Genomic DNA, 20,275 nt, shown 5'->3' with positions numbered 1-20,275 from the left:
CGATATATTATCATTTCAAAAATCGGATGTCAAGAAAAAACTGAAACGGAATGAGGGAAAGCCACGCCGGCTTATCCGCTCATTCCGCTCCGCCATAACCGCTATTCTATCGATACGGCTTCCAATTCTTCCTGTGTCGGTTCTTCCGGCTCAGGCTCGACGAATTTGACGTTGCGATATCGGCTCATGCCCGTTCCCGCAGGAATCAGCTTGCCGATAATGACGTTCTCCTTCAAGCCGAGCAATTGGTCGACTTTTCCTTTGATGGCCGCATCGGTCAAGACGCGAGTCGTTTCCTGGAACGATGCCGCCGACAGGAAGGAGTCGGTTTCAAGCGACGCTTTCGTAATCCCGAGCAATACCGGTTTCGCGACAGCCGGTTCTTTGCCGGAGAGAATCGCATCCTTGTTGGCCGCTTCGTATTCGTGAATATCCACGAACGAGCCCGGCAACAGAGGCGTATCTCCCGAATCGACGATTCGGATTTTGCGCAGCATTTGCTTGATCATAACCTCGACGTGCTTGTCGTTAATCTCAACCCCTTGGTTTCGATATACGCGCTGCACCTCTTGGAGAATGTAGTTTTGCACGCCGCGAATTCCTTTAATGCGCAGCATATCTTTCGGGTCGATCGAACCGTCCGTCAACTCGTCGCCGGCTTCGACCTCTTTCCCTTCGTATACGCGAATGCGCGATCCGTACGTAACGGCGTACACTTTCGTTTCGGCTTCGCCCTGAATTTCAATTTCGCGGCGGTCTTTCGCCTCGCGAATTTCTTTCACGACGCCGTCGATTTCGGTAATGACCGCTTGCCCTTTCGGATTCCGCGCTTCGAACAGCTCCTGAATCCGCGGCAAACCTTGCGTAATATCGTCTCCCGCGACGCCCCCGGTATGGAACGTACGCATCGTGAGCTGCGTTCCCGGCTCCCCGATCGATTGCGCGGCGATAATGCCGACCGCTTCCCCGATCTCGACGTGCTTGCCGGTCGCCAGATTGCGGCCGTAGCACATTTTGCAGACGCCGTGACGCGCGCGGCAGCTAAGAACGGAACGGATTTGCAGACGTTCGACGCCGTCGGGCTTCATGAGCGCTCCCGATTTGAGCAGCAGATCGGCTTTGTCGGAATCGATCAATTCGTTGCGGTTCACGATAATTTCGCCGGTTTGCGGATGGCGTACCGTTTCGAACGAATAGCGTCCTTCGATCCGGTCGAACAAGTCTTCGATAACCTCTTTGCCGTCTTGAATTTTGCTGACGGTGAATCCTTTATCCGTACCGCAATCTTCCTCGCGGATGATGACGTCTTGCGCCACGTCGACGAGACGCCGCGTCAGGTAACCGGAGTCCGCCGTACGAAGCGCGGTGTCGGCCAAACCTTTCCGCGCGCCGTGCGTGGAAATAAAGTACTCCAAGACGGTCAAGCCTTCGCGGAAGTTCGATTTGATCGGCAATTCGAAAATTCGGCCCGACGGCGTAGCCATCAGCCCCCGCATGCCTCCAAGCTGCGTAATCTGCGATTTGTTACCGCGCGCTTTGGAGTCGACCATGAGCATGATCGAATTGTAGCGGTCCATCGATTTCATCAATACGTCGGTAATCCGGTCTTTCGTTTGGCCCCAAATTTCGATAACCCGGTCGTACCGCTCTTCGTCCGTAATCAGACCGCGGCGGTATTGATTGGTAACCACTTTGACCTTCTCTTCGGATTCGCGCAAAATATCCGCTTTTTCCTGCGGCACGATAACATCGGAGACGGCAATCGTAATGCCCGCTTTCGTCGAGTACGTAAAGCCGAGTTGTTTGATTTTGTCCAGAATGACCGACGTTTCCGTCGTATGGTACGTCTCGAAACATTTGGCGATAATTTGTCCCAAATATTCTTTGCCGACCGCGCCCGTTTGCGGAAGCGACAGCATGTACTCGCGGATATCGACGCCTTTGTCGTAAATAAAGTATTGTTCCGGCGTTCCTTGCAGCAAATTCGTTTTCGTAGGCTCGTTGATGTACGGGAACGATGCCGGGAATATTTCGTTGAAAATAATCCGGCCGACCGTCGTAACCAGCATCGCGCCCTGCTGCTTGTCGGTGAAGGACGTTTTGCCCAGCGCCTTGACCGGAATCGCGACGCGCGCATGCAGCGAGGCGGTTCCGCGTTGATAAGCGGAGATCGCTTCGTTCGGATGGGCGAAGATGAGGCCCGTTCCTTCCGCTTCCTTGTTGTCCATCGTCAAGTAATAGCTGCCCAGAACCATATCCTGAGAAGGCGTGACGACCGGTTTGCCGTCTTTCGGGTTCAGAATGTTCCCCGAAGCCAGCATCAGAATGCGCGCTTCCGCTTGCGCTTCGGCGGACAACGGCACGTGCACCGCCATCTGGTCGCCGTCAAAGTCGGCGTTGTACGCCGTACATACGAGCGGATGAAGCTTAATAGCGCGTCCTTCCACAAGAATCGGTTCGAACGCTTGGATCCCGAGTCTGTGCAGCGTAGGAGCGCGGTTCAGCAGAACGGGATGCTCTTTAATGACTTCTTCGAGCACGTCCCATACTTCCGGGCTGACCCGTTCCACTTTGCGTTTCGCGCTCTTGATATTATGCGCCAATCCTTTATTGACAAGCTCTTTCATGACGAAAGGCTTAAACAATTCCAATGCCATCTCTTTCGGCAAGCCGCATTGGTACATTTTCAGGCTCGGTCCGACAACGATAACGGAACGACCCGAGTAGTCAACGCGCTTTCCGAGCAAGTTTTGGCGGAAACGGCCTTGCTTCCCTTTGAGCATATGGCTGAGCGATTTCAAAGGCCGGTTGCCGGGACCCGTTACCGGGCGGCCGCGACGGCCGTTGTCGATCAGCGCGTCCACCGCTTCTTGCAGCATCCGCTTCTCGTTCTGCACGATAATATCCGGCGCGCCGAGGTCGAGGAGACGTTTCAAGCGGTTGTTGCGGTTAATAACGCGGCGGTACAGATCGTTCAAGTCGGACGTGGCGAAACGTCCGCCGTCCAATTGAACCATCGGGCGCAGCTCCGGCGGAATGACCGGCAGCACGTCGAGAATCATCCATTCCGGTTCGTTGCCCGAATTGCGGAACGCTTCGATAACTTCGAGACGCTTGATCGCACGGTTGCGGCGTTGTCCTTGCGCCGTGCGCAGCTCTTCTTTCAAAAATTCGAGTTCTTTATCGATATCGAGATCTTGAAGCAGCTTTTTGACCGCTTCGGCTCCCATGCCAGCCTGGAATCCGTAGCCGTATTTCTCGCGGTAGCTGCGGTATTCCTTCTCGGACAGCAGTTGCTTCTTCTCGAGCGGCGTATCGCCCGGATCGGTGACCACATAGGAAGCGAAGTAAATAATCTCTTCGAGCGAGCGCGGCGACATATCCAGCGCCAAACCCATGCGGCTTGGAATTCCTTTGAAATACCAAATATGCGAAACCGGGGCGGCCAATTCGATATGGCCCATCCGCTCGCGGCGCACTTTCGCGCGGGTTACTTCAACGCCGCAGCGGTCGCAGACGACGCCTTTATAACGGACGCGTTTATATTTGCCGCAATGACATTCCCAGTCTTTCGTCGGGCCGAATATTTTTTCACAAAAGAGCCCTTCTTTTTCCGGTTTTAAGGTACGATAGTTGATTGTCTCCGGCTTTTTTACTTCTCCGCGGGACCAAGAACGAATTTTGTCCGGTGAAGCTAATCCGATCTTCATAAATTCGAAATTGTTTACGTCCATCAAGGAGCAACCCTCCTTAATCATGTACTTATTGGAATCATGTACTCATTGGCAAAATATATCCGGGCAGAAAGCCGGCGCCTATTCGACGCCGACCTCGGCTCCTTCCAGATTCAAGCTAAGCTTATCGCCGCTCGCATCGTCGTCATCGTCGATTTCTTTCATCTCGATCTCTTCCTCGTTTTCGGTCAAGATCTTCACATCCATACCCAAGCTTTGCAGCTCTTTAATCAATACTTTGAACGACTCCGGAACGCCAGGCTCCGGCACGTTCTCGCCTTTCACGATCGATTCGTACGTCTTCACCCGGCCGACGATGTCGTCGGATTTGACCGTAAGAATCTCTTGCAGCGTGTAGGCCGCGCCGTAAGCTTCCAGCGCCCAAACCTCCATCTCCCCGAAACGCTGTCCGCCGAACTGCGCTTTACCGCCGAGCGGCTGCTGCGTAACGAGCGAGTACGGTCCGGTGGAACGGGCATGGATTTTATCGTCAACCATGTGAGCCAATTTGATCATGTACATGACGCCGACCGTAACTTCGCGCTCGAAGCGCTCGCCGGTTCTACCGTCATATAGAATCGTCTTGCCGTTGCGGTTCATGCCGGCTTCTTCCATCGTGTCGAATACGTCGTATTCGGTCGCGCCGTCGAATACCGGCGTCGACATATGAAGGCCGAGATGTTTCGCCGCCATGCCCAAGTGGACTTCGAGCACCTGCCCGATGTTCATCCGCGAAGGAACGCCGAGCGGGTTCAATACAACTTCGACCGGCGTGCCGTCCGGCAAGAACGGCATATCTTCCTCAGGCAAAATCCGGGCGATAACCCCTTTGTTCCCGTGGCGTCCCGCCATTTTGTCCCCTTCGGAGATTTTACGCTTCTGCGCAATATAGACACGGACAAGCTGATTCACGCCCGGAGGCAATTCGTCGCCGTTCTCGCGCGTAAACACTTTGACGTCGACGACGATTCCGTCGGTTCCGTGCGGCACGCGCAATGACGTATCGCGAACTTCGCGCGCCTTCTCCCCGAAGATCGCGTGGAGCAAACGCTCTTCCGCCGTCAACTCGGTGACGCCCTTCGGCGTAACTTTGCCGACGAGAATATCGCCTGCGCCGATTTCCGCCCCGACGCGGATAATGCCGCGCTCATCCAAGTTCTTGAGCGCTTCTTCCCCGACGTTCGGAATATCGCGGGTAATCTCTTCCGGCCCGAGCTTCGTGTCGCGGGCTTCGGACTCGTATTCTTCAATGTGAATCGACGTATAAACGTCTTCTTTCACCAGTTTCTCGCTTAACAAAATCGCATCCTCGTAGTTGTAGCCTTCCCATGTCATAAAGGCGACGACGACGTTGCGTCCGAGCGCCAATTCGCCTTGTTCCGTGGAAGGTCCGTCCGCCAGGATGTCCCCTTTTTTGACGATATCGCCTTTCCGGGCCAGAGGACGCTGATTGTTGCAAGTTCCGTGATTGGAACGCATAAATTTGTGCAACTTATATTTAATGACGTCGCCTTTCACTTCTTTGCCGTCGATCGTCTCGACGCGGCGCAGCCATATTTCGTTCGCCGAAGCGCGCTCGATAATGCCGTCGTGCTTCGCTACGATACATACGCCGGAATCTTTCGCCGCCTTATGCTCCATTCCCGTTCCGACGAGCGGAGCTTTCGGGACGAGGAGCGGAACGGCTTGCCGCTGCATGTTCGATCCCATCAGGGCGCGGTTGGAGTCGTCGTTCTCCAGGAACGGAATTAACGCCGTCGCCACCGAGACAACCTGTTTCGGCGAAACGTCCATATAATCGACGCGATCGCTCGGCATCACGAGGATGTTGTCGGATTGCTTGTTATAACGAACGATAACCATATCGTCTTTAAACGTGCCGTCCGGATTCAACTCCGCGTTCGCCTGCGCGATAACGTAGTTGTCTTCCTCATCCGCCGTCAAGTATGCGATCTGATCGGTAACGACGCCCGTCTTCGGATCGACCCAACGGTACGGCGCCTCGATAAATCCGTACTCGTTAATGCGCGCGTACGAAGACAGCGAGTTAATCAATCCGATGTTCGGACCTTCCGGCGTCTCGATCGGACACATCCGGCCGTAGTGCGAGTGATGCACGTCGCGGACTTCGAAACCGGCCCGTTCGCGCGTCAAACCGCCGGGACCGAGCGCGGACAAGCGGCGCTTATGGGTCAATTCCGCCAGCGGGTTCGTCTGGTCCATGAACTGCGACAACTGGGAGCTTCCGAAGAACTCTTTAATCGACGCAATTACCGGACGGATGTTGATCAGCGCCTGCGGCGTAATCACGTTCGCATCCTGAATGGACATTCTCTCGCGCACGACGCGCTCCATCCGGGACAAGCCGATACGGAACTGGTTTTGCAGCAGTTCGCCGACCGAACGCAGACGGCGGTTCCCCAAATGGTCGATGTCGTCGGTGCTTCCTACGCCATGCAATAAATTAATAAAATAATTAATTGAAGAAATAATATCTGCAGGCGTAATATGTTTGACCGTCTTATCGATAACCCCGTTGGAAATGACTTTGATGACTTTCGTTTCGTCATGCGGCGAGAATACGCTGACGCTTTGCAGCGGGATATCGTTCGCATCCATGACGCCGCCTGCTACATGATACGTTTTGAAGCCGACGTTCTTTTCCAAGTAAGGCAAAATTTCGTCCAACAAACGGCGATCGATCATTTGTCCCGCTTCGGCGATAATTTCGCCCGTGGACGGATCGACCAGCGTTTCCGCGAGCCGTTGGTTGAACAAACGGTTCTTGATGTGGAGCTTCTTGTTAATTTTGTAACGTCCGACATTCGCCAGATCGTAACGCTTCGGATCGAAGAAACGCGCCACAAGCAAGCTCTTCGCATTCTCAAGCGTCGGCGGCTCGCCGGGACGAAGGCGCTCGTAAATTTCGATCAACGCTTTCTCCGTCGTGTCGGTGTTGTCTTTATCCAATGTATTGCGAATGTACTCGTCATTGCCGAGCAATTCCAAAATTTCCGCGTCCGTTCCGAAGCCTAAGGCGCGCAGCAGCACCGTAACCGGAATTTTGCGGGTGCGATCGATCCGTACATAGATGATGTCTTTCGCGTCCGTCTCCAGTTCCAGCCAAGCGCCGCGGTTCGGGATCACCGTCGCGGTATATGTTTTCTTCCCGTTTTTATCAACTTTAGTGCTAAAATAGACGCTGGGAGAGCGAACCAACTGGCTGACAATAACCCGTTCCGCACCGTTAATAATAAACGTACCGGTTTCCGTCATAAGCGGGAAATCTCCCATGAACACTTCTTGTTCCTTCACTTCACCGGTTTCTTTGTTAATAAGCCGTACTTTGACTCGTAAAGGAGCCGCATAGGTGACATCGCGCTCTTTCGTTTCATCGATGGAATATTTCGGTTCGCCCAGGCTGTAATCGATAAATTCCAAGACCAAGTTTCCTGTAAAATCCTGAATCGGCGAAATGTCTTGGAACATTTCACGCAATCCTTCGTCCAAAAACCATTCATATGACTTTTGTTGGATTTCAATCAGATTCGGAACATCGAGTACCTCTTTGATGCGTGCGTAACTCCTCCGAGTGCGTCGACCATACTGAACAAGTTGTCCTGCCAACTTATACTCACCCCTCATGTCTACTCACTAAAAATTCATTGCACATTCGTCCGCTTCCGCCGTATAATCCGTACAAAGTAAAATTTTAACTTGACGAAAATCCCGTAAAAAAGTTAAACTTCCGTTGTCGGAGCATAAACGAAAAGCGGCAGCAGGAATCAGAAGACAAATAAAGAAAAGCCCTTATCGAATGTGTTCGAAAAAAGAGCGCGATCCTCATTGTTCCTTTCGTCCTTTGGAAATAGTTTCTTCATATCAAGTAGATTTGCCCAAAATGATAACATTATACGTTAAACGACAATTTTCTATACATCCAATATCGAAAAAAGTCTTGACATTTTAGCAAACTAAAGACATGAAGACCATCCTAATACTGACATTTTAAAATAATACCATATCTAAATTTTGAAGTCAACAAAAAAAACCGATTGAGTCATCGGTTTTTAAAATATGTTTCTTTAAATAAAAGTTCACCTCTTACGAACGGATTGGCTGTTTTTTGCCTTTGCGCGTATCCACTTCCATTCGCTTCTGCCATTTCCCCAGCACGATATCGGCTGCGATCGCGAGCAGCGCCGCCGGAATGGCGCCGGCATAAATCTGGATATCATTGCGATGGTTGAGGCCGTAGTAAATTTCCTTCCCCAGGCCGTCTCCCCCGATTAACGGAGCGAGCGTTGCGACACCGATCGCAATGACAGCCGCAACGCGCAGACCGGCCATAAGGAACGGCAGCGACAACGGCATCTGCACTTTCAACAGCAGTTGCAGCGGACTCATGCCGACACCTTTGCCCGCTTCGGAAACGCCCCGGTCCACTTGCTGCAATCCGACATAAGTGTTGCGGATGATCGGCAGCAGCGAGTATAGGAACAAGCCGACGACGATCGTTTTAAACCCGAGTCCGAGCACGAGCATCAATATCGCCAGCAGCGCGAGACTCGGGAACACTTGAATGGTGTTCGCCGCCGCGAGAATGATTTTGGCCGTTCGCTCATTGCGGGCGCACAAGATGCCGAGCGGGATGCCGACAACGAGCGCCAGCAGCAGGCCGGCGACGACCATAACGATGTGATTCAGCGTCAACATCAGCAAATCGCCCGCATGATCCTGCAAATATTCAGCCATTCGCGTCATAAAGTTACGTTCCATGCTTCCCCCACCTCATTTCATTATTTGGGTCAGCTCCGCTTTATTGCAACAACCCGATTTCCTGCAAAAATGCGACGGCTACCTTTTGGGCGCTTTGTTTTTCCACTTCCACTTCGTAGCATAATTGCGTCATCGTTTTGGCGTCGATTTTGCCGACCAGCAAATTGACCGCTTCTTCCAAATCCGGATGCTGCTCAAGCATATCTTTGCGCACAACCGGCGAAGCGTCGTACGGGTAGAAAAACTGCTTGTCGTCTTGGAGCGTTTGCAAATTGTACTCGATCAGTCCGGGATCGACGGAATAGGCGAGCACGATATCCACTTTTTTGTTGGCTGCCGCCTCATAAACGAGCCCGATTTGCATCGGGAGCGCTTCTTTGAAAGAGAACCCGTATTCTTTCTGGAATACGCGGTACCCGATATCGTCCCGTTCGAGCCAAGTCGTATCCACTCCGACCGTCATATCGCCGGCCATGTCTTCCACATCGGAAATTTTATTTAGATGATGCTCCGCCGCCAAATCTTCGCGAACGGCGAACACATACGTATTTTCATATCCGTAAGGATCGAACCACTTAAAGCCGTAATGCTCGTCGAATCCTTCTTGCGCCAGCTTCAACACTTGCTGACGATCCTTGGTTTGCTCCACTTCAAAATAGTTATTGAATACTTCTCCCGTATACAGGGTGGCCATTTGGATTTCATCCATTTTCAACGCATCGATCACGATCGGGCTCGAGGCCAAGTCCTGTTTGATTTTCACCTTCAGGTCGGTCCGATCTTCAATTAACGCTTTGTACATATTCGCAATAATAAGGGGGTCCGTATAATTTTGCGCCCCGATCACCAACGTATTGTCTTTCTTGCCGCTGCCGCCGCAAGCAGACAAAGCCAACGACATCACAATAATGAAAACCAATCCTATGATTCCTTTTCTATTCATAATTCCTCCTAATGAAACCGATTTTTTTACTGCAAAAACGTTTGCCGTCTATTGCATCGACTCGCTCAGTCCCGTTCTCGCTTTGCGCGTCACCCATTTTTCGACGGCTCCCAAAATCCAATCGGCGATAAACGCCAGCAAAATCGCGGCAGCCGCTCCCGAGAAGATCAATTCTTTCTTGTTGACGCCGATGCCGGAGTAGATCAAATCTCCCAATCCGCCGGCTCCGATTAACGTCGCGATCGTGGTCCAACTAATAATATAGACGGTTGTAATCCTTAGCCCCGACATAATATACGGGAACGCGAGCGGAAGCTGAATTTGGATCAGCCGCTGCGTCCGGCTGTAGCCCATTCCTCTGGCGGATTCCAGAACAGAAGAATCGACGGCTTGAAATCCCGCATACGTATTGCGCATCAAAGGCATGATCGAATAGAGGAAGAGGGCGAATATCGCCGGCGCCGTACCGATGCCGAGCAGAGGGAGCAATAACGCCAGAAGCGCTAGACTCGGTATCGTTTGAAATAGATTTGCGATCGAGAATGTGACGGTATGAAGCCATTTGCGCTCATTTTGCGCCAAATAAATACCGAGCGGAATCGCGACAATGCTGCCGCAGATGACGGCCGCGGCGGAGATGACGAGATGTTCTCCCGCGCTTGCCATAATATCGGGGAATCTTTCTTGAATGAAGCCGATATAGTTCGTTGCCAAACTATGCCCCTTCATAAACAGCCTCCTCCTTCCTTACCGGAGGATAAACATCGGCCATGTGGCGAACTACGCTGCCTCTCGTAATGAGCCCGACGAAACGGTCGTCCTCGCCGACGACGGCCAAGTTCGACAGGCCGTGTTCGCTCATCATGTTCAAGGCGTTCGGCAACGGAGTTCCGGGCGAGACTACGTGCTTCACCCGCTGCATCACGTCGGCGACCGTCTTGCCTTCTTCGCCGTACTGATCGAGCACCTGATAGATCGACACGATGCCGAGCAGCCTGTTGCTGCGGTCGACGATCAGCAGCGAATCGACGCGCCTGCGCTCCATAATCTTGACGGCTTCGGCCAAACCGCGGGTCGGATAAGCCGTTGCCGGGTTGTCGAGCATCACTTCATCGACCGAAGGGAGAGCTTCCAGATCGTTGTCTGTGCGCATTCGTTTCGTTCCGATAAAGCTCTTGACGAAATCGTTCGCGGGATGCCGCAATATGCTCTCCGGGCTTCCCTTCTGAATCACTTCGCCGTCTTTCATTAAAATCATCGAGTCGGCGATTTTGATCGCTTCGTCCATATCATGCGTGACGAATACGATCGTCTTCTTCAATTCCTGCTGCAGCCGAAGCAGTTCGTCCTGCAATTGTTCGCGGCTGATCGGATCCAAAGCGCTGAACGGTTCGTCCATGAGGATGATGTCCGGATCGGCGGCCAACGCCCGGATGACGCCGATGCGCTGCTGCTGTCCGCCGCTCAGTTCGGAAGGATACCGGTTGCGGTACGTATCCGGGTCCATCCCGACAAGCCGCAGCAATTCGTCGACCCGTTCGTCGATTTTACGCTTATCCCAGCGGAGCAATCGCGGTACGACGGAGACGTTCCTCGCGATCGTCATATGCGGGAACAGCCCGATATTTTGGATCACGTACCCGATGTTCCTTCGCAGCTTCACCGGATCGACGGCGGAGATATCTTGGCCGTCGACGATTACGGCGCCGTTCGATGGCTGTATCAAACGATTGATAAGCCTCATCGTCGTCGTCTTCCCGCAGCCGCTCGGCCCGATCAATACGCTGATTTCACCCCGCTTGAATTCCAGATTCAAGTTTTTGAGGGCTTGAAAGCCATCGTCATATACTTTATTTACCCCCTGCAATTGAATCATGCATTCACCACCTTTTCGTAATTTGCGTGCTTCGGCATGGCTTCCGGCAAGGCCGGCCATGCGATAAGGAAACTTTTACAAATGAAATGCCCTTATCACTATTATTTTACCGGAAACTGGATTGCCGACCAAAAGGGGTATCCCCCCGCTACATGAGATATCTGTGGATAATCCGCGGTTATCCGGGCTGAGCGGTCGGTTCTATATAAATCCTCCCGTATCCTGCCGGATCCTGCCAAATACAAGGAAACGGAACCGCAATATTTCCGGAAATTGGGTTTGCAACTTGGAAGCGCTGCCAAATGAGCGCAAACGAAGAAGGAAAGCTTCGGCTCGAGCTTTCCCGTCAAGACACGGCAATCTTATAACTCCAGTCTTAGCCTGACCATGTCTTTAATTTGAATCCCTTCTTCATAAAGTTCTTCATCGTAATTTCTGATAAAAAAATCAATGTCGACGCCGCAAATCCGAAAGCCGCATTTTTGGTACAACTTGAGCTGTTTAAATCCGGAATTGCCCGTCCCGATCTCGACCGTCTTCGCCTGCAGCTTTCGCGCTTCTTCAATGGCCGCCCGCACCAATCGCGTTCCGATTCCGCGCCCTTGCCATCGTTCTTTCACGGCAATGTTAACAATTTCGACGGTTTCGGGACGGGTGCGGATGAGCACAAATTCCCCGACCAATTCATCGTTAAGATAAGCCAGAAAACAATGGCCCCGACGAACGTATTCATCCACTAGCGGTTTGGAAGGATCCGCAAGCAACAGAAGATCGTACGGCCATTCCTCCTCTTGATTCATCAGCCTAATCGCAAGTTCCATCGCAATTTCCCCTTTCGTTCGCCTCTCTTATTGCCGATCTACGCTTTTACCGCTTTGAAAATGCGGTAGCCTTTATCTTTCCCGACTTCCTCCACTCTTCCGAAGACGGATTCCAGCTTCGCCTTTGCCGAGGGGGCTCCCTGTTTCTTCTGAATGACGACCCATAAGCTGCCCCCGTCTTGAAGGTGGGCGAAGCTTTCCGTGAAGATGCGGTGCACCGTCTCTTTTCCCGCGCGTATCGGCGGATTCGTCAAAATCGTGTTGAACCGCCGGCCGGCCACCCCGGCGAACAAGTCGCTTTGCAACGCCTCGGCATTGGAGACGCCGTTGAGCGCCGCGTTTTCTTGCGCCAGCCGCACAGCCCGTTCGTTCACGTCGATCATCGTCACTTGTCCGTCCGGCGCCAATTTGGCCGCCGTTAAACCGATCGGGCCGTAGCCGCATCCGACATCCAATATGTTCGCGTCCGGCTTGATGTCCATATGTTCAATCAGCACTTTGCTGCCGTAATCCACGCCGCCTTTCGAGAACACGCCGGCATCCGTTACGAACTTGAGCCGATGTCCGCGCAGCGTCGCTTCGATCGTATTTCTGTCATGACCGACCGCAGGGCGATTGGAATAATAATGTTCCGACAATGATGCCACCTCGCTTTCCTATTGCGTTCATTCTATTTTACCCCCGCCAGGCCTTTCCCAAAGCTTGCATTGAAGGGCCTATCATTCAAATGCAATGGAAGTCAATTTCGCAATACCGCTTGCGGCCGACGCCCCATCGCAGCGCTAACGAAACGTATACACGTTAATAGCCTGTAAATCACCTTGTTGTTTGTTGTAACGAAACTGAAGCACGTTAATGAGGGAAAAAAGGCGATAAAACCGCAGATTTCCTATGAATAACGATATGTACTTTCGTTAAATTGGGAACGTCTTCATTTTGTACCCTATAAGGAATGCCAGTTTCGTTAGCGTCAATAAGGAGCTAGGTCCGCATGGATTACCTTCGAAATATAGGGGAGGCAAGCCCTTCTGTATGCGCAATAAAGCCTGTTGCATCAACGGTGGCCAATCGTGAAATTGACTCTAATCGCAGTTATTTCTCCCTAGGCCATTAGCTTTGCATTGAATATTGTACTGCGTTACAATCCGATCATTCCAAAAGGGATGATGCATAGGTTAACAGACTTTGGAGGCCTTATTTTGTCCAAAAACGCTGTTTTGGCTGAGTTAGCGGATTTTGAGGGCTCTATTTTGCCGCAATTCACAATAACAAGCATTTCTCAGGCCGATCGCGACATGTTAACGGTTCGAAAATCCGTTAATTTCGAAATATCGACTGTAATTCCAAAAATAAGACCTTGAAAAACCGTTAATTGTTGAGTGACCGGGCCCTTCCCGGGAATAAAGAAACCCCTTGAAAGATCTTCAAGGGGTTTCGGCAGTTGAAGCAATATTATTTCACTTCGACAGTTGCGCCTGCTTCTTCAAGTTTCGCTTTCACTGCTTCCGCTTCTTCTTTGCTTACTTTTTCTTTAAGCGGCTTCGGTGCGTTGTCTACGAGGTCTTTCGCTTCTTTCAAGCCGAGGCCCGTAATTTCGCGAACGACTTTGATAACGTTGATTTTGGACGCGCCTGCGCTTGCCAGGATAACGTCGAATTCCGATTGCTCAGCAGCTTCAGCGCCGCCGCCGCCACCGGCTACAACCGCTACAGGAGCAGCAGCCGTTACGCCGAATTCTTCTTCGATCGCTTTAACGAGATCGTTCAATTCCAATACAGTCATGCCTTTAATTGCTTCTAAGATTTGTTCTTTACTCATGATTGAACCTCCATATTTTTAATAGTATTGATTCGTCTTTACGAGACGAGCGGGATCACCCGTTCTCTCGTCTTAAGCCGTTTCTTCTTGCTTTTCGCCGACGGCTTTAACCGCAAGCGCGAAGTTGCGAACAGGAGCTTGAAGCACGCTGAGCAACATGGACAGGAGACCTTCTCTGGAAGGAAGATCAGCCAGCGCTTTAATTTGCGCTACGTCGACAACGCGGCCTTCAACGACGCCACCTTTAATTTTCAATGCGTCATTTTTCTTCGCAAATTCGTTTAAAATTTTCGCAGGAGCTACCGCATCCTCACGGCTGAACGCGACCGCAGTCGGTCCAGTCAATACTTCGTCAAGTTCCGTCAATTCCGCTTGCGCCGTTGCGCGGCGAACGAGCGAGTTCTTCAATACTTCAAACTCGATGCCCGCTTCGCGAAGCTGTTTGCGGAGTTCCGTAACTTGCGCTACGTTCAATCCGCGGTAGTCGGCTACAACCGTCGTTGCGCTCTCTTGCAATTTTGTCGTAATCTCTTGGACAGCTTGTTGTTTCGCCTCAATCACTTTTGCGTTTGCCACACTGTACACCTCCTATAAAAATTCGTCTACACTAACGTCTGACGACGCACATCCCTTATGAGCGACCTTGTCCTATGTTGAATTCCCGCCCGCATGCTATGGCATCAAAAAAGCCTCCGTAGCATCTACGAAGGCATGACGTACTGTATTGGATTACAACGATGTGTAAATAACCGATACATTCTATATCACAACACCTCGGTAGGAAATTAAGCCTGCTAAGGCACCTACTGTCTACGGTAAGCATATTCAACTTTATAGGTCGGTTGCAATGCAACGCATATCGCAACTTTCACAGAATACCACGCTTTGACGATCATGTCAACGACATGCATGCAACTTCCGCATATTCGCGTCAGTAGCGGCGTCAGGCGTCTTATCTGTAAACGGCTGCGTTCACGCGTGCGCCAGGGCCCATCGTCGAAGAAACGGAAATGTTCTTCAAGTATACGCCTTTGGCTGCCGCCGGTTTCGCTCTGTTCAACGCATCGATCAACGATTTCAAGTTCTCGTTCAATTTCTCTGCGTCAAAAGACACTTTGCCGATCGGCGCGTGAATTTGACCCGCTTTGTCCAGACGGTATTCGATTTTACCCGCTTTGATCTCTTGAACCGCTTTGGCAACGTCGAAAGTAACCGTTCCGGCTTTCGGATTCGGCATCAGGCCTTTACCGCCGAGCAGACGGCCCAATTTACCTACTTCGCTCATCATATCCGGTGTCGCTACGCAGACATCGAAATCGAACCAGCCTTGTTGAATTTTGTTGATCATATCTTGATCGCCGACAAAATCCGCGCCAGCCGCTTCCGCTTCTTTCGCTTTGTCACCTTTTGCAAATACAAGCACGCGTTTTGTTTTGCCCGTTCCGTGCGGAAGGACAACAACACCGCGAACCGCTTGGTCTTGTTTACGAGGGTCTACGCCCAAACGAACAGCAACTTCAACGGTTTCGTCGAACTTTGCAGTCGATGCCTTTTTCACCAATTCAATGGCTTCCAATGGCTCATATGTCGCTTCGCTGTCGATCAGCTTCGCGGCTTCTACATATTTTTTACCGTGTTTCGCCATGTACGATTCCTCCTTCGTGGTATTAGCGGAAATTCCTCCCACTGGTGCGTTTGCGAAGCAAATCGCAAACATTCGCAGCACACGAGAGTGCTGTGACTTACGCGCTTGCGAAGCAAGTCGCGAACATGCGACGCCTATGCCGTCGCATTGCTACGAAGACGCAATTAGTCTTCGATCGTTACGCCCATGCTGCGGGCAGTGCCTTCGACCATACGCATAGCAGCCTCAACGGATGCAGCGTTCAAATCGGCCATTTTTTGCTCTGCAATTTCGCGAACTTTCGCGCGTTTTACAGTTGCAACTTTTTTCTTATTCGGCTCTCCGGAACCTTTTTCGATTTTTGCAGCAACGCGAAGCAATACTGCAGCCGGAGGAGTTTTGGTAATAAACGTGAAAGAACGATCCTCGAACACCGTAATTTCAACCGGAATGATCAATCCCGCTTGATCGGCCGTTCTGGCGTTGAATTCTTTACAGAATGCCATGATGTTGACACCCGCTTGACCCAAAGCCGGACCTACCGGTGGTGCCGGATTCGCTTTCCCTGCAGGAATTTGCAGTTTTACCATTTTAATCACTTTTTTCGCCACGTAAAACACCTCCTTGCCCGATAATGTGGTAGACGGGAATGATTCCCTCCCACAAGAAACCATCAAAGATATCTATTAAATCTTCTCCACTTGAGTATAATCCAACTCGAGCGGGGTTTCTCGCCCAAACATGTTGACGTGAACCTTCAGTTTGCTCTTATCGATCAAAATTTCCTCGACCGATCCGACAAAGTTCGCAAATGGACCCACTTTGATACGCACCGATTCCTTCAAATCGAATTCGATTTTCGGCTTCGGCTCCTCCATACCCATGTGCTTCAGAATTTGATCCACTTCTTCAGGCAGCAAAGGCGTCGGCTTGGAACCGGATCCTGTGGAACCGACGAATCCCGTAACACCCGGCGTATTGCGTACAACATACCAAGAATCATCGGTTTGGATCATTTCGACCAAGACATAGCCGGGGTAAACCTTGCGCATGACGGTTTTCTTCTTCCCGTCTTTGTTCACCACTTCTTCTTCCATCGGAACAAGAACCCGAAATATCTTATCCTTCATATCCATCGATTCGACGCGTTTTTCCAAATTGGCTTTTACTTTGTTTTCATACCCGGAATAGGTATGAACGACATACCATCTTTTTTCCATCTTAATCCACCTTGGTACCCATCTTGGCTAGGGCCCTTCTTAAATGATCGCTTCGACAATAGAAGAAATGCCGATATCGAGAATCCAAAAATAAATCGTGACAAACAGAACCGTGCAAACAACGACGATTGTATAGCTTGTCAACTCTTTACGATTTGGCCAGCGAACCTTTTTAAGCTCGGCCCAGCTTTCGGCGATAAAGGAAAAAAAGGATCCAAAGCTACGCTTTACATTTCCGATGAAAGACACGACTACACCTCCAAAAACTATCTTGTTTCGCGATGAGAAGTCTGCTCGTTACAAAACTTGCAATATTTCTTCATCTCCATGCGGTCGGGGTGATTTCGCTTGTTTTTGCTTGTCGTATAGTTTCTTTGCTTACAGTTCGTACAAGCCAACGTAATAATTACCCGCATGATGTGCACCTCCCGAAGACATCCTCTAAGTAGACCTTGTTTCAATCCTTTGGATGGAATTGAAAAAAAATCATTAAGAATCGTCTATAATGATCCTAAAAATCGTACGCATATTTAGGGCTACCTAAAACACTTTATCATAAGGGGCAGTTGATGTCAATGAAAACCGCATCGGGAAGATGCTTCGCGTCGCTTCCTGCGCTGTTTTTGCCTTTACCGGTCCGCTCTTCTACTTCCATTATAGGTAAACATCCCCAAAGATAAACGTTTGCCGCGCCTGAGCGGGAAAAAGCTCTTGTCAAAACGCCATGTTTTAAGGTATGATAGGAATATACGTTCCGAGAACGTCAGTTCTGCCTAATATTAATAAATAAAGGCCCTTACATTGCGGTATCGCAGCATAAGAGCCTGATTATTTTCAACGTTATACATACCAAAAAGGCATTAAATGCCTAAATCTCGCACTTCCAAATATCGCTCCAGCTTACGCTTCACCCGCTGCAGCGCATTGTCTATCGATTTCACATGGCGGTTCAAATCGACGGCAATTTCCTGATACGAACGACCGTCTAGATACAGCATCAATACTTTGCGTTCGAGATCGCTCAATATTTCCGACATCTTGTCTTCAAGCCCGACGAATTCTTCTTGATTGATGATGAGCTCTTCCGGATCGGAAACGCGGGAACCGCAAATGATATCGAGCAAGGTACGGTCGGAATCTTCGTCATAAATCGGCTTGTCCAGCGAAACGTAGGAGTTCAGAGGAATATGCTTCTGGCGCGTCGCCGTCTTGATCGCCGTAATAATCTGGCGCGTAATGCACAGTTCGGCAAACGCCTTGAACGAAGCGAGCTTGTCCCCTTTGAAATCGCGAATCGATTTATATAAACCTATCATACCTTCTTGAATAATATCTTCCCGGTCTGCGCCTATCAAAAAATAGGAACGAGCTTTTGCGCGCACAAAATTACGGTACTTGTTGATCAAGTACTCCAATGCTTCACTGTCGCCTTCGCGGACGGCTTCAACGATGTCTTCGTCTGTTTTGATGTCATACTCGAACATTCTCAAATCTTTGAGGTCGACACTCACCACAATCCCTCCGGCCAGCAACACGTACTCCCGTTACTCTATCAAATATAGACTCAGTATATATTATGTCACCTGCATCGTCAACCGCGGCGCATCCAAAATCGTTTGCGAATAACATAATTGCAAAAAAATACAAGTGCTCGCCGTTTGCCAATGTTTCGAAGTGGGCCGGTTTATTGTCCGCGCCGCCATTTTTCGAACAAATTGCGAATGTCGGGGCTTAATTTGCCGGCAAGCGGATTTTTGTGCGAAACGGCGCCGTCCCGTTCGATCATGCCTTTGACTTCTTTGCGACTTTGTTCGATTTCAATCGACAATTCCCGCGCCGATACGCGAAGCGCCCCTTGGCCGAAAGCGACATGCTGCTCGACCGAATCGGAGGTAGCCACATAGATTTGCCTTCGGCGGCGGGACAGTTCGCGAACGAAGCGTTCAATGCATTCGTCCGCCGTTTCCTTCTCTTTTGTGAAATGGATTTCCACCTTGCTTTGTACGTAAGACGCGCCAAGCCCGGGCACTTTATAAGCGTCGAACACAACGATCACCCTTCTGCCGGAAAAGGCTTGATACTCAGCCAACCGTTCCAGCAAACGGTCTCTCGCGTCCTGCAAGCTGATCCGCGCCAATTCGACCAGCTCCGGCCAAGAGCCGATCATGTTGTATCCGTCCACCAGAAGAACGTCTCTTACATCGGACATTCGGTTATTGTAAGCCGCGGCGTTGGCGCAATACCTCGTACATAAAAATCCCGGCCGCTACGGAAGCGTTAAGCGAGTTGATTCGTCCGACCATCGGCAGCTTGACGAGAAAATCGCATTTTTCCTTAATGAGCCGTCCCATGCCTTTGTTCTCATTCCCGATCACCAAAGCGATCGGCATATTGAACTGCGCCGATCCGTACAACTCCTGATCTCCGGAAACGTCGGTGCCGACGATCCACAATCCTTGCTTTTTCAGTTGGTCGATCGTCTGCGCCAAATTCGTTACGCGCGCTACCGGCACATATTCGACGGCGCCGGCCGACGTTTTGGAGACGGTCGCCGTTAAGCCGACGGAGCGGCGCTTCGGAATAATGACGCCGTGCACGCCGGTGCAATCCGCCGTTCGCAGAATCGACCCGAGATTATGAGGATCTTCGATTTCGTCCAACAGCAATAGAAAAGGCGGTTCCCCCCGTTCCGCGGCCGCCGCGAGCAAGTCGTCGACCTCGGCGTAACCGTACGCCGCTACTTGCGCCACAACGCCTTGATGCTGGACCCCCGGCACCATCTGGTCAAGCTTGCGTTTGTCGGCGTTCTGTACGACGATGCCCTGACGTTTCGCTTCCGCCGCGATCGGCTGCGCCAAATGCTTCTGCGCGGTATCCGCAATCCACAGTTTATGAATCGGTCGGCCGGAACGAAGCGCCTCCGTTACCGAGTGCTTGCCGGCAATATATTCCTGTTCCATCAATTAACCCCTCTTTCGGTTACGCATGCTTCAATGGCGACGCCGAGCAATTCGCGCAATCTCGCATAGCGTTTCGTGTAGTACAAGTAGCCGATCAGACATTCAAACGCCGTAGCCAGCCGATATTCGGACACGTTGGCGTTCTTCGGGATGCTGCCGGATTTGGCGTTGCGTCCTTGCCTTACGACATCCTTCTCCTCCTCGGTCAACAAAGGCTGCCATACCAGGAGCAACCGGCTTTGCGCTTTCGCGGAAACGAATTGCGTCGCGCCGCGGTGCAGATGGTTCGGCCGATGATTCGGCCGGGAAATTAAGTACTGGCGGATCGCCACTTCGTAAATGGCATCACCGATATAAGCCAGCACAATCGGATTCATATGCTTCGCTTCTTTGGCGGGCGGATACGGAAACAGGAAATCGTCGAATTCCGGACCCGCTTCCGCCTTCTCATCTATTCCCGCATTCTCCGTTTTATCTGTCTCCATATCCGTATCCTTCTT

At 51.1% G+C, this 20,275-nt stretch carries 19 protein-coding genes and 1 other annotated feature; all 19 genes read right to left on the bottom strand.

Features of this window, described 5'->3' with window-relative positions; all coding sequences use genetic code 11:
* Positions 1-101: 101 nt before the first annotated feature.
* The 19 genes from rpoC to KQI79_RS17090 all read right to left on the bottom strand — a co-directional run bounded on the left by rpoC (position 102) and on the right by KQI79_RS17090 (position 20,260).
* The gene (gene rpoC / locus KQI79_RS17180; RefSeq protein ID WP_216539526.1) at positions 102-3,737 is read right to left on the bottom strand and encodes a DNA-directed RNA polymerase subunit beta'; all 3,636 of its coding nucleotides are present in this window, start codon (positions 3,735-3,737) and stop codon (positions 102-104) included.
* 78 nt (positions 3,738-3,815) lie between these two features.
* Positions 3,816-7,361, bottom strand: a complete 3,546-nt coding sequence (rpoB, locus tag KQI79_RS17175; protein ID WP_216539525.1) for a DNA-directed RNA polymerase subunit beta — start codon at positions 7,359-7,361, stop codon at positions 3,816-3,818.
* A 477-nt stretch (positions 7,362-7,838) separates the two neighbouring features.
* A complete protein-coding gene (locus tag KQI79_RS17170) occupies positions 7,839-8,513 on the bottom strand; it encodes an ABC transporter permease (RefSeq protein ID WP_230192265.1) in 675 nt (224 codons plus the stop codon).
* 40 nt (positions 8,514-8,553) lie between these two features.
* On the bottom strand, positions 8,554-9,456 hold the full coding sequence (locus KQI79_RS17165) for a glycine betaine ABC transporter substrate-binding protein (protein ID WP_216539524.1): 903 nt from the start codon (positions 9,454-9,456) through the stop codon (positions 8,554-8,556).
* A gap of 48 nt (positions 9,457-9,504) precedes the next feature.
* Positions 9,505-10,185, bottom strand: coding sequence for an ABC transporter permease (locus tag KQI79_RS17160; RefSeq protein WP_216539523.1), 681 nt, complete (start codon positions 10,183-10,185; stop codon positions 9,505-9,507).
* On the bottom strand, positions 10,172-11,332 hold the full coding sequence (locus tag KQI79_RS17155) for an ABC transporter ATP-binding protein (RefSeq protein WP_216539522.1): 1,161 nt from the start codon (positions 11,330-11,332) through the stop codon (positions 10,172-10,174). Before KQI79_RS17155 ends, KQI79_RS17160 begins: the two co-directional genes overlap by 14 nt.
* Positions 11,333-11,694: 362 nt before the next feature.
* On the bottom strand, positions 11,695-12,153 hold the full coding sequence (locus tag KQI79_RS17150) for a GNAT family N-acetyltransferase (RefSeq protein WP_216539521.1): 459 nt from the start codon (positions 12,151-12,153) through the stop codon (positions 11,695-11,697).
* 38 nt (positions 12,154-12,191) lie between these two features.
* Positions 12,192-12,791 (bottom strand): class I SAM-dependent methyltransferase, encoded by a 600-nt coding sequence (locus KQI79_RS17145; protein ID WP_216539520.1) that lies wholly within the window; start codon positions 12,789-12,791, stop codon positions 12,192-12,194.
* An 814-nt stretch (positions 12,792-13,605) separates the two neighbouring features.
* Positions 13,606-13,971 (bottom strand): 50S ribosomal protein L7/L12, encoded by a 366-nt coding sequence (rplL, locus tag KQI79_RS17140; RefSeq protein ID WP_216539518.1) that lies wholly within the window; start codon positions 13,969-13,971, stop codon positions 13,606-13,608.
* Between the two features lie 72 nt (positions 13,972-14,043).
* Entirely contained in the window at positions 14,044-14,547 is a 504-nt protein-coding gene (gene rplJ, locus KQI79_RS17135; RefSeq protein WP_216539517.1) for a 50S ribosomal protein L10, read from the bottom strand.
* Positions 14,548-14,644: 97 nt separating this feature from the next.
* Positions 14,645-14,805: a sequence feature (ribosomal protein L10 leader region), on the bottom strand.
* A gap of 118 nt (positions 14,806-14,923) precedes the next feature.
* Positions 14,924-15,616, bottom strand: a complete 693-nt coding sequence (gene rplA, locus KQI79_RS17130) for a 50S ribosomal protein L1 (RefSeq protein WP_216539516.1) — start codon at positions 15,614-15,616, stop codon at positions 14,924-14,926.
* 164 nt (positions 15,617-15,780) lie between these two features.
* Positions 15,781-16,206 (bottom strand): 50S ribosomal protein L11, encoded by a 426-nt coding sequence (gene rplK / locus KQI79_RS17125; protein ID WP_216539515.1) that lies wholly within the window; start codon positions 16,204-16,206, stop codon positions 15,781-15,783.
* A 75-nt stretch (positions 16,207-16,281) separates the two neighbouring features.
* Positions 16,282-16,815, bottom strand: coding sequence for a transcription termination/antitermination protein NusG (nusG, locus tag KQI79_RS17120; protein ID WP_216539514.1), 534 nt, complete (start codon positions 16,813-16,815; stop codon positions 16,282-16,284).
* A gap of 39 nt (positions 16,816-16,854) precedes the next feature.
* Positions 16,855-17,064: a preprotein translocase subunit SecE gene (secE, locus tag KQI79_RS17115; RefSeq protein ID WP_216539513.1), complete on the bottom strand. Its 210-nt coding sequence runs from the start codon at positions 17,062-17,064 to the stop codon at positions 16,855-16,857.
* Positions 17,065-17,081: 17 nt separating this feature from the next.
* Entirely contained in the window at positions 17,082-17,231 is a 150-nt protein-coding gene (rpmG, locus tag KQI79_RS17110) for a 50S ribosomal protein L33 (RefSeq protein ID WP_216539512.1), read from the bottom strand.
* Positions 17,232-17,675: 444 nt separating this feature from the next.
* Complete coding sequence (gene sigH / locus KQI79_RS17105; protein ID WP_216539511.1) at positions 17,676-18,326, bottom strand: RNA polymerase sporulation sigma factor SigH; 651 nt, start codon at positions 18,324-18,326, stop codon at positions 17,676-17,678.
* A gap of 173 nt (positions 18,327-18,499) precedes the next feature.
* Positions 18,500-19,024 (bottom strand): NYN domain-containing protein, encoded by a 525-nt coding sequence (locus tag KQI79_RS17100; protein ID WP_216539510.1) that lies wholly within the window; start codon positions 19,022-19,024, stop codon positions 18,500-18,502.
* Between the two features lie 4 nt (positions 19,025-19,028).
* Positions 19,029-19,775 carry a 23S rRNA (guanosine(2251)-2'-O)-methyltransferase RlmB gene (gene rlmB, locus KQI79_RS17095; protein WP_216539509.1) on the bottom strand — a complete coding sequence of 249 codons (747 nt, stop codon included), beginning with the start codon at positions 19,773-19,775 and terminating at the stop codon, positions 19,029-19,031.
* The gene (locus KQI79_RS17090) at positions 19,775-20,260 is read right to left on the bottom strand and encodes a Mini-ribonuclease 3 (RefSeq protein WP_216539508.1); all 486 of its coding nucleotides are present in this window, start codon (positions 20,258-20,260) and stop codon (positions 19,775-19,777) included. Before KQI79_RS17090 ends, rlmB begins: the two co-directional genes overlap by 1 nt.
* Between the last annotated feature and the right edge of the window lie 15 nt (positions 20,261-20,275).

Source organism: Paenibacillus sp. MSJ-34, from assembly GCF_018918005.1.
Lineage (GTDB): Bacteria > Bacillota > Bacilli > Paenibacillales > Paenibacillaceae > MSJ-34.
Note: the sequence above shows the minus strand (reverse complement) of the source record. Positions and strands in the feature narration are given on the sequence as shown.

What these genes read in the sequence shown, in the direction of transcription:
- KQI79_RS17160 (WP_216539523.1), bottom strand. Translation starts at nt 10,185, where the DNA reads ATGAAGGGGCATAGTTTGGCAACGAACTATATCGGCTTCATTCAAGAA.
- rplL (WP_216539518.1), bottom strand. Translation starts at nt 13,971, where the DNA reads ATGAGTAAAGAACAAATCTTAGAAGCAATTAAAGGCATGACTGTATTG.
- KQI79_RS17170 (WP_230192265.1), bottom strand. Translation starts at nt 8,513, where the DNA reads ATGGAACGTAACTTTATGACGCGAATGGCTGAATATTTGCAGGATCAT.
- KQI79_RS17150 (WP_216539521.1), bottom strand. Translation starts at nt 12,153, where the DNA reads ATGGAACTTGCGATTAGGCTGATGAATCAAGAGGAGGAATGGCCGTAC.
- nusG (WP_216539514.1), bottom strand. Translation starts at nt 16,815, where the DNA reads ATGGAAAAAAGATGGTATGTCGTTCATACCTATTCCGGGTATGAAAAC.
- KQI79_RS17100 (WP_216539510.1), bottom strand. Translation starts at nt 19,024, where the DNA reads ATGTCCGATGTAAGAGACGTTCTTCTGGTGGACGGATACAACATGATC.
- KQI79_RS17090 (WP_216539508.1), bottom strand. Translation starts at nt 20,260, where the DNA reads ATGGAGACAGATAAAACGGAGAATGCGGGAATAGATGAGAAGGCGGAA.
- rplA (WP_216539516.1), bottom strand. Translation starts at nt 15,616, where the DNA reads ATGGCGAAACACGGTAAAAAATATGTAGAAGCCGCGAAGCTGATCGAC.
- rpmG (WP_216539512.1), bottom strand. Translation starts at nt 17,231, where the DNA reads ATGCGGGTAATTATTACGTTGGCTTGTACGAACTGTAAGCAAAGAAAC.
- KQI79_RS17155 (WP_216539522.1), bottom strand. Translation starts at nt 11,332, where the DNA reads ATGATTCAATTGCAGGGGGTAAATAAAGTATATGACGATGGCTTTCAA.
- KQI79_RS17165 (WP_216539524.1), bottom strand. Translation starts at nt 9,456, where the DNA reads ATGAATAGAAAAGGAATCATAGGATTGGTTTTCATTATTGTGATGTCG.
- rlmB (WP_216539509.1), bottom strand. Translation starts at nt 19,775, where the DNA reads ATGGAACAGGAATATATTGCCGGCAAGCACTCGGTAACGGAGGCGCTT.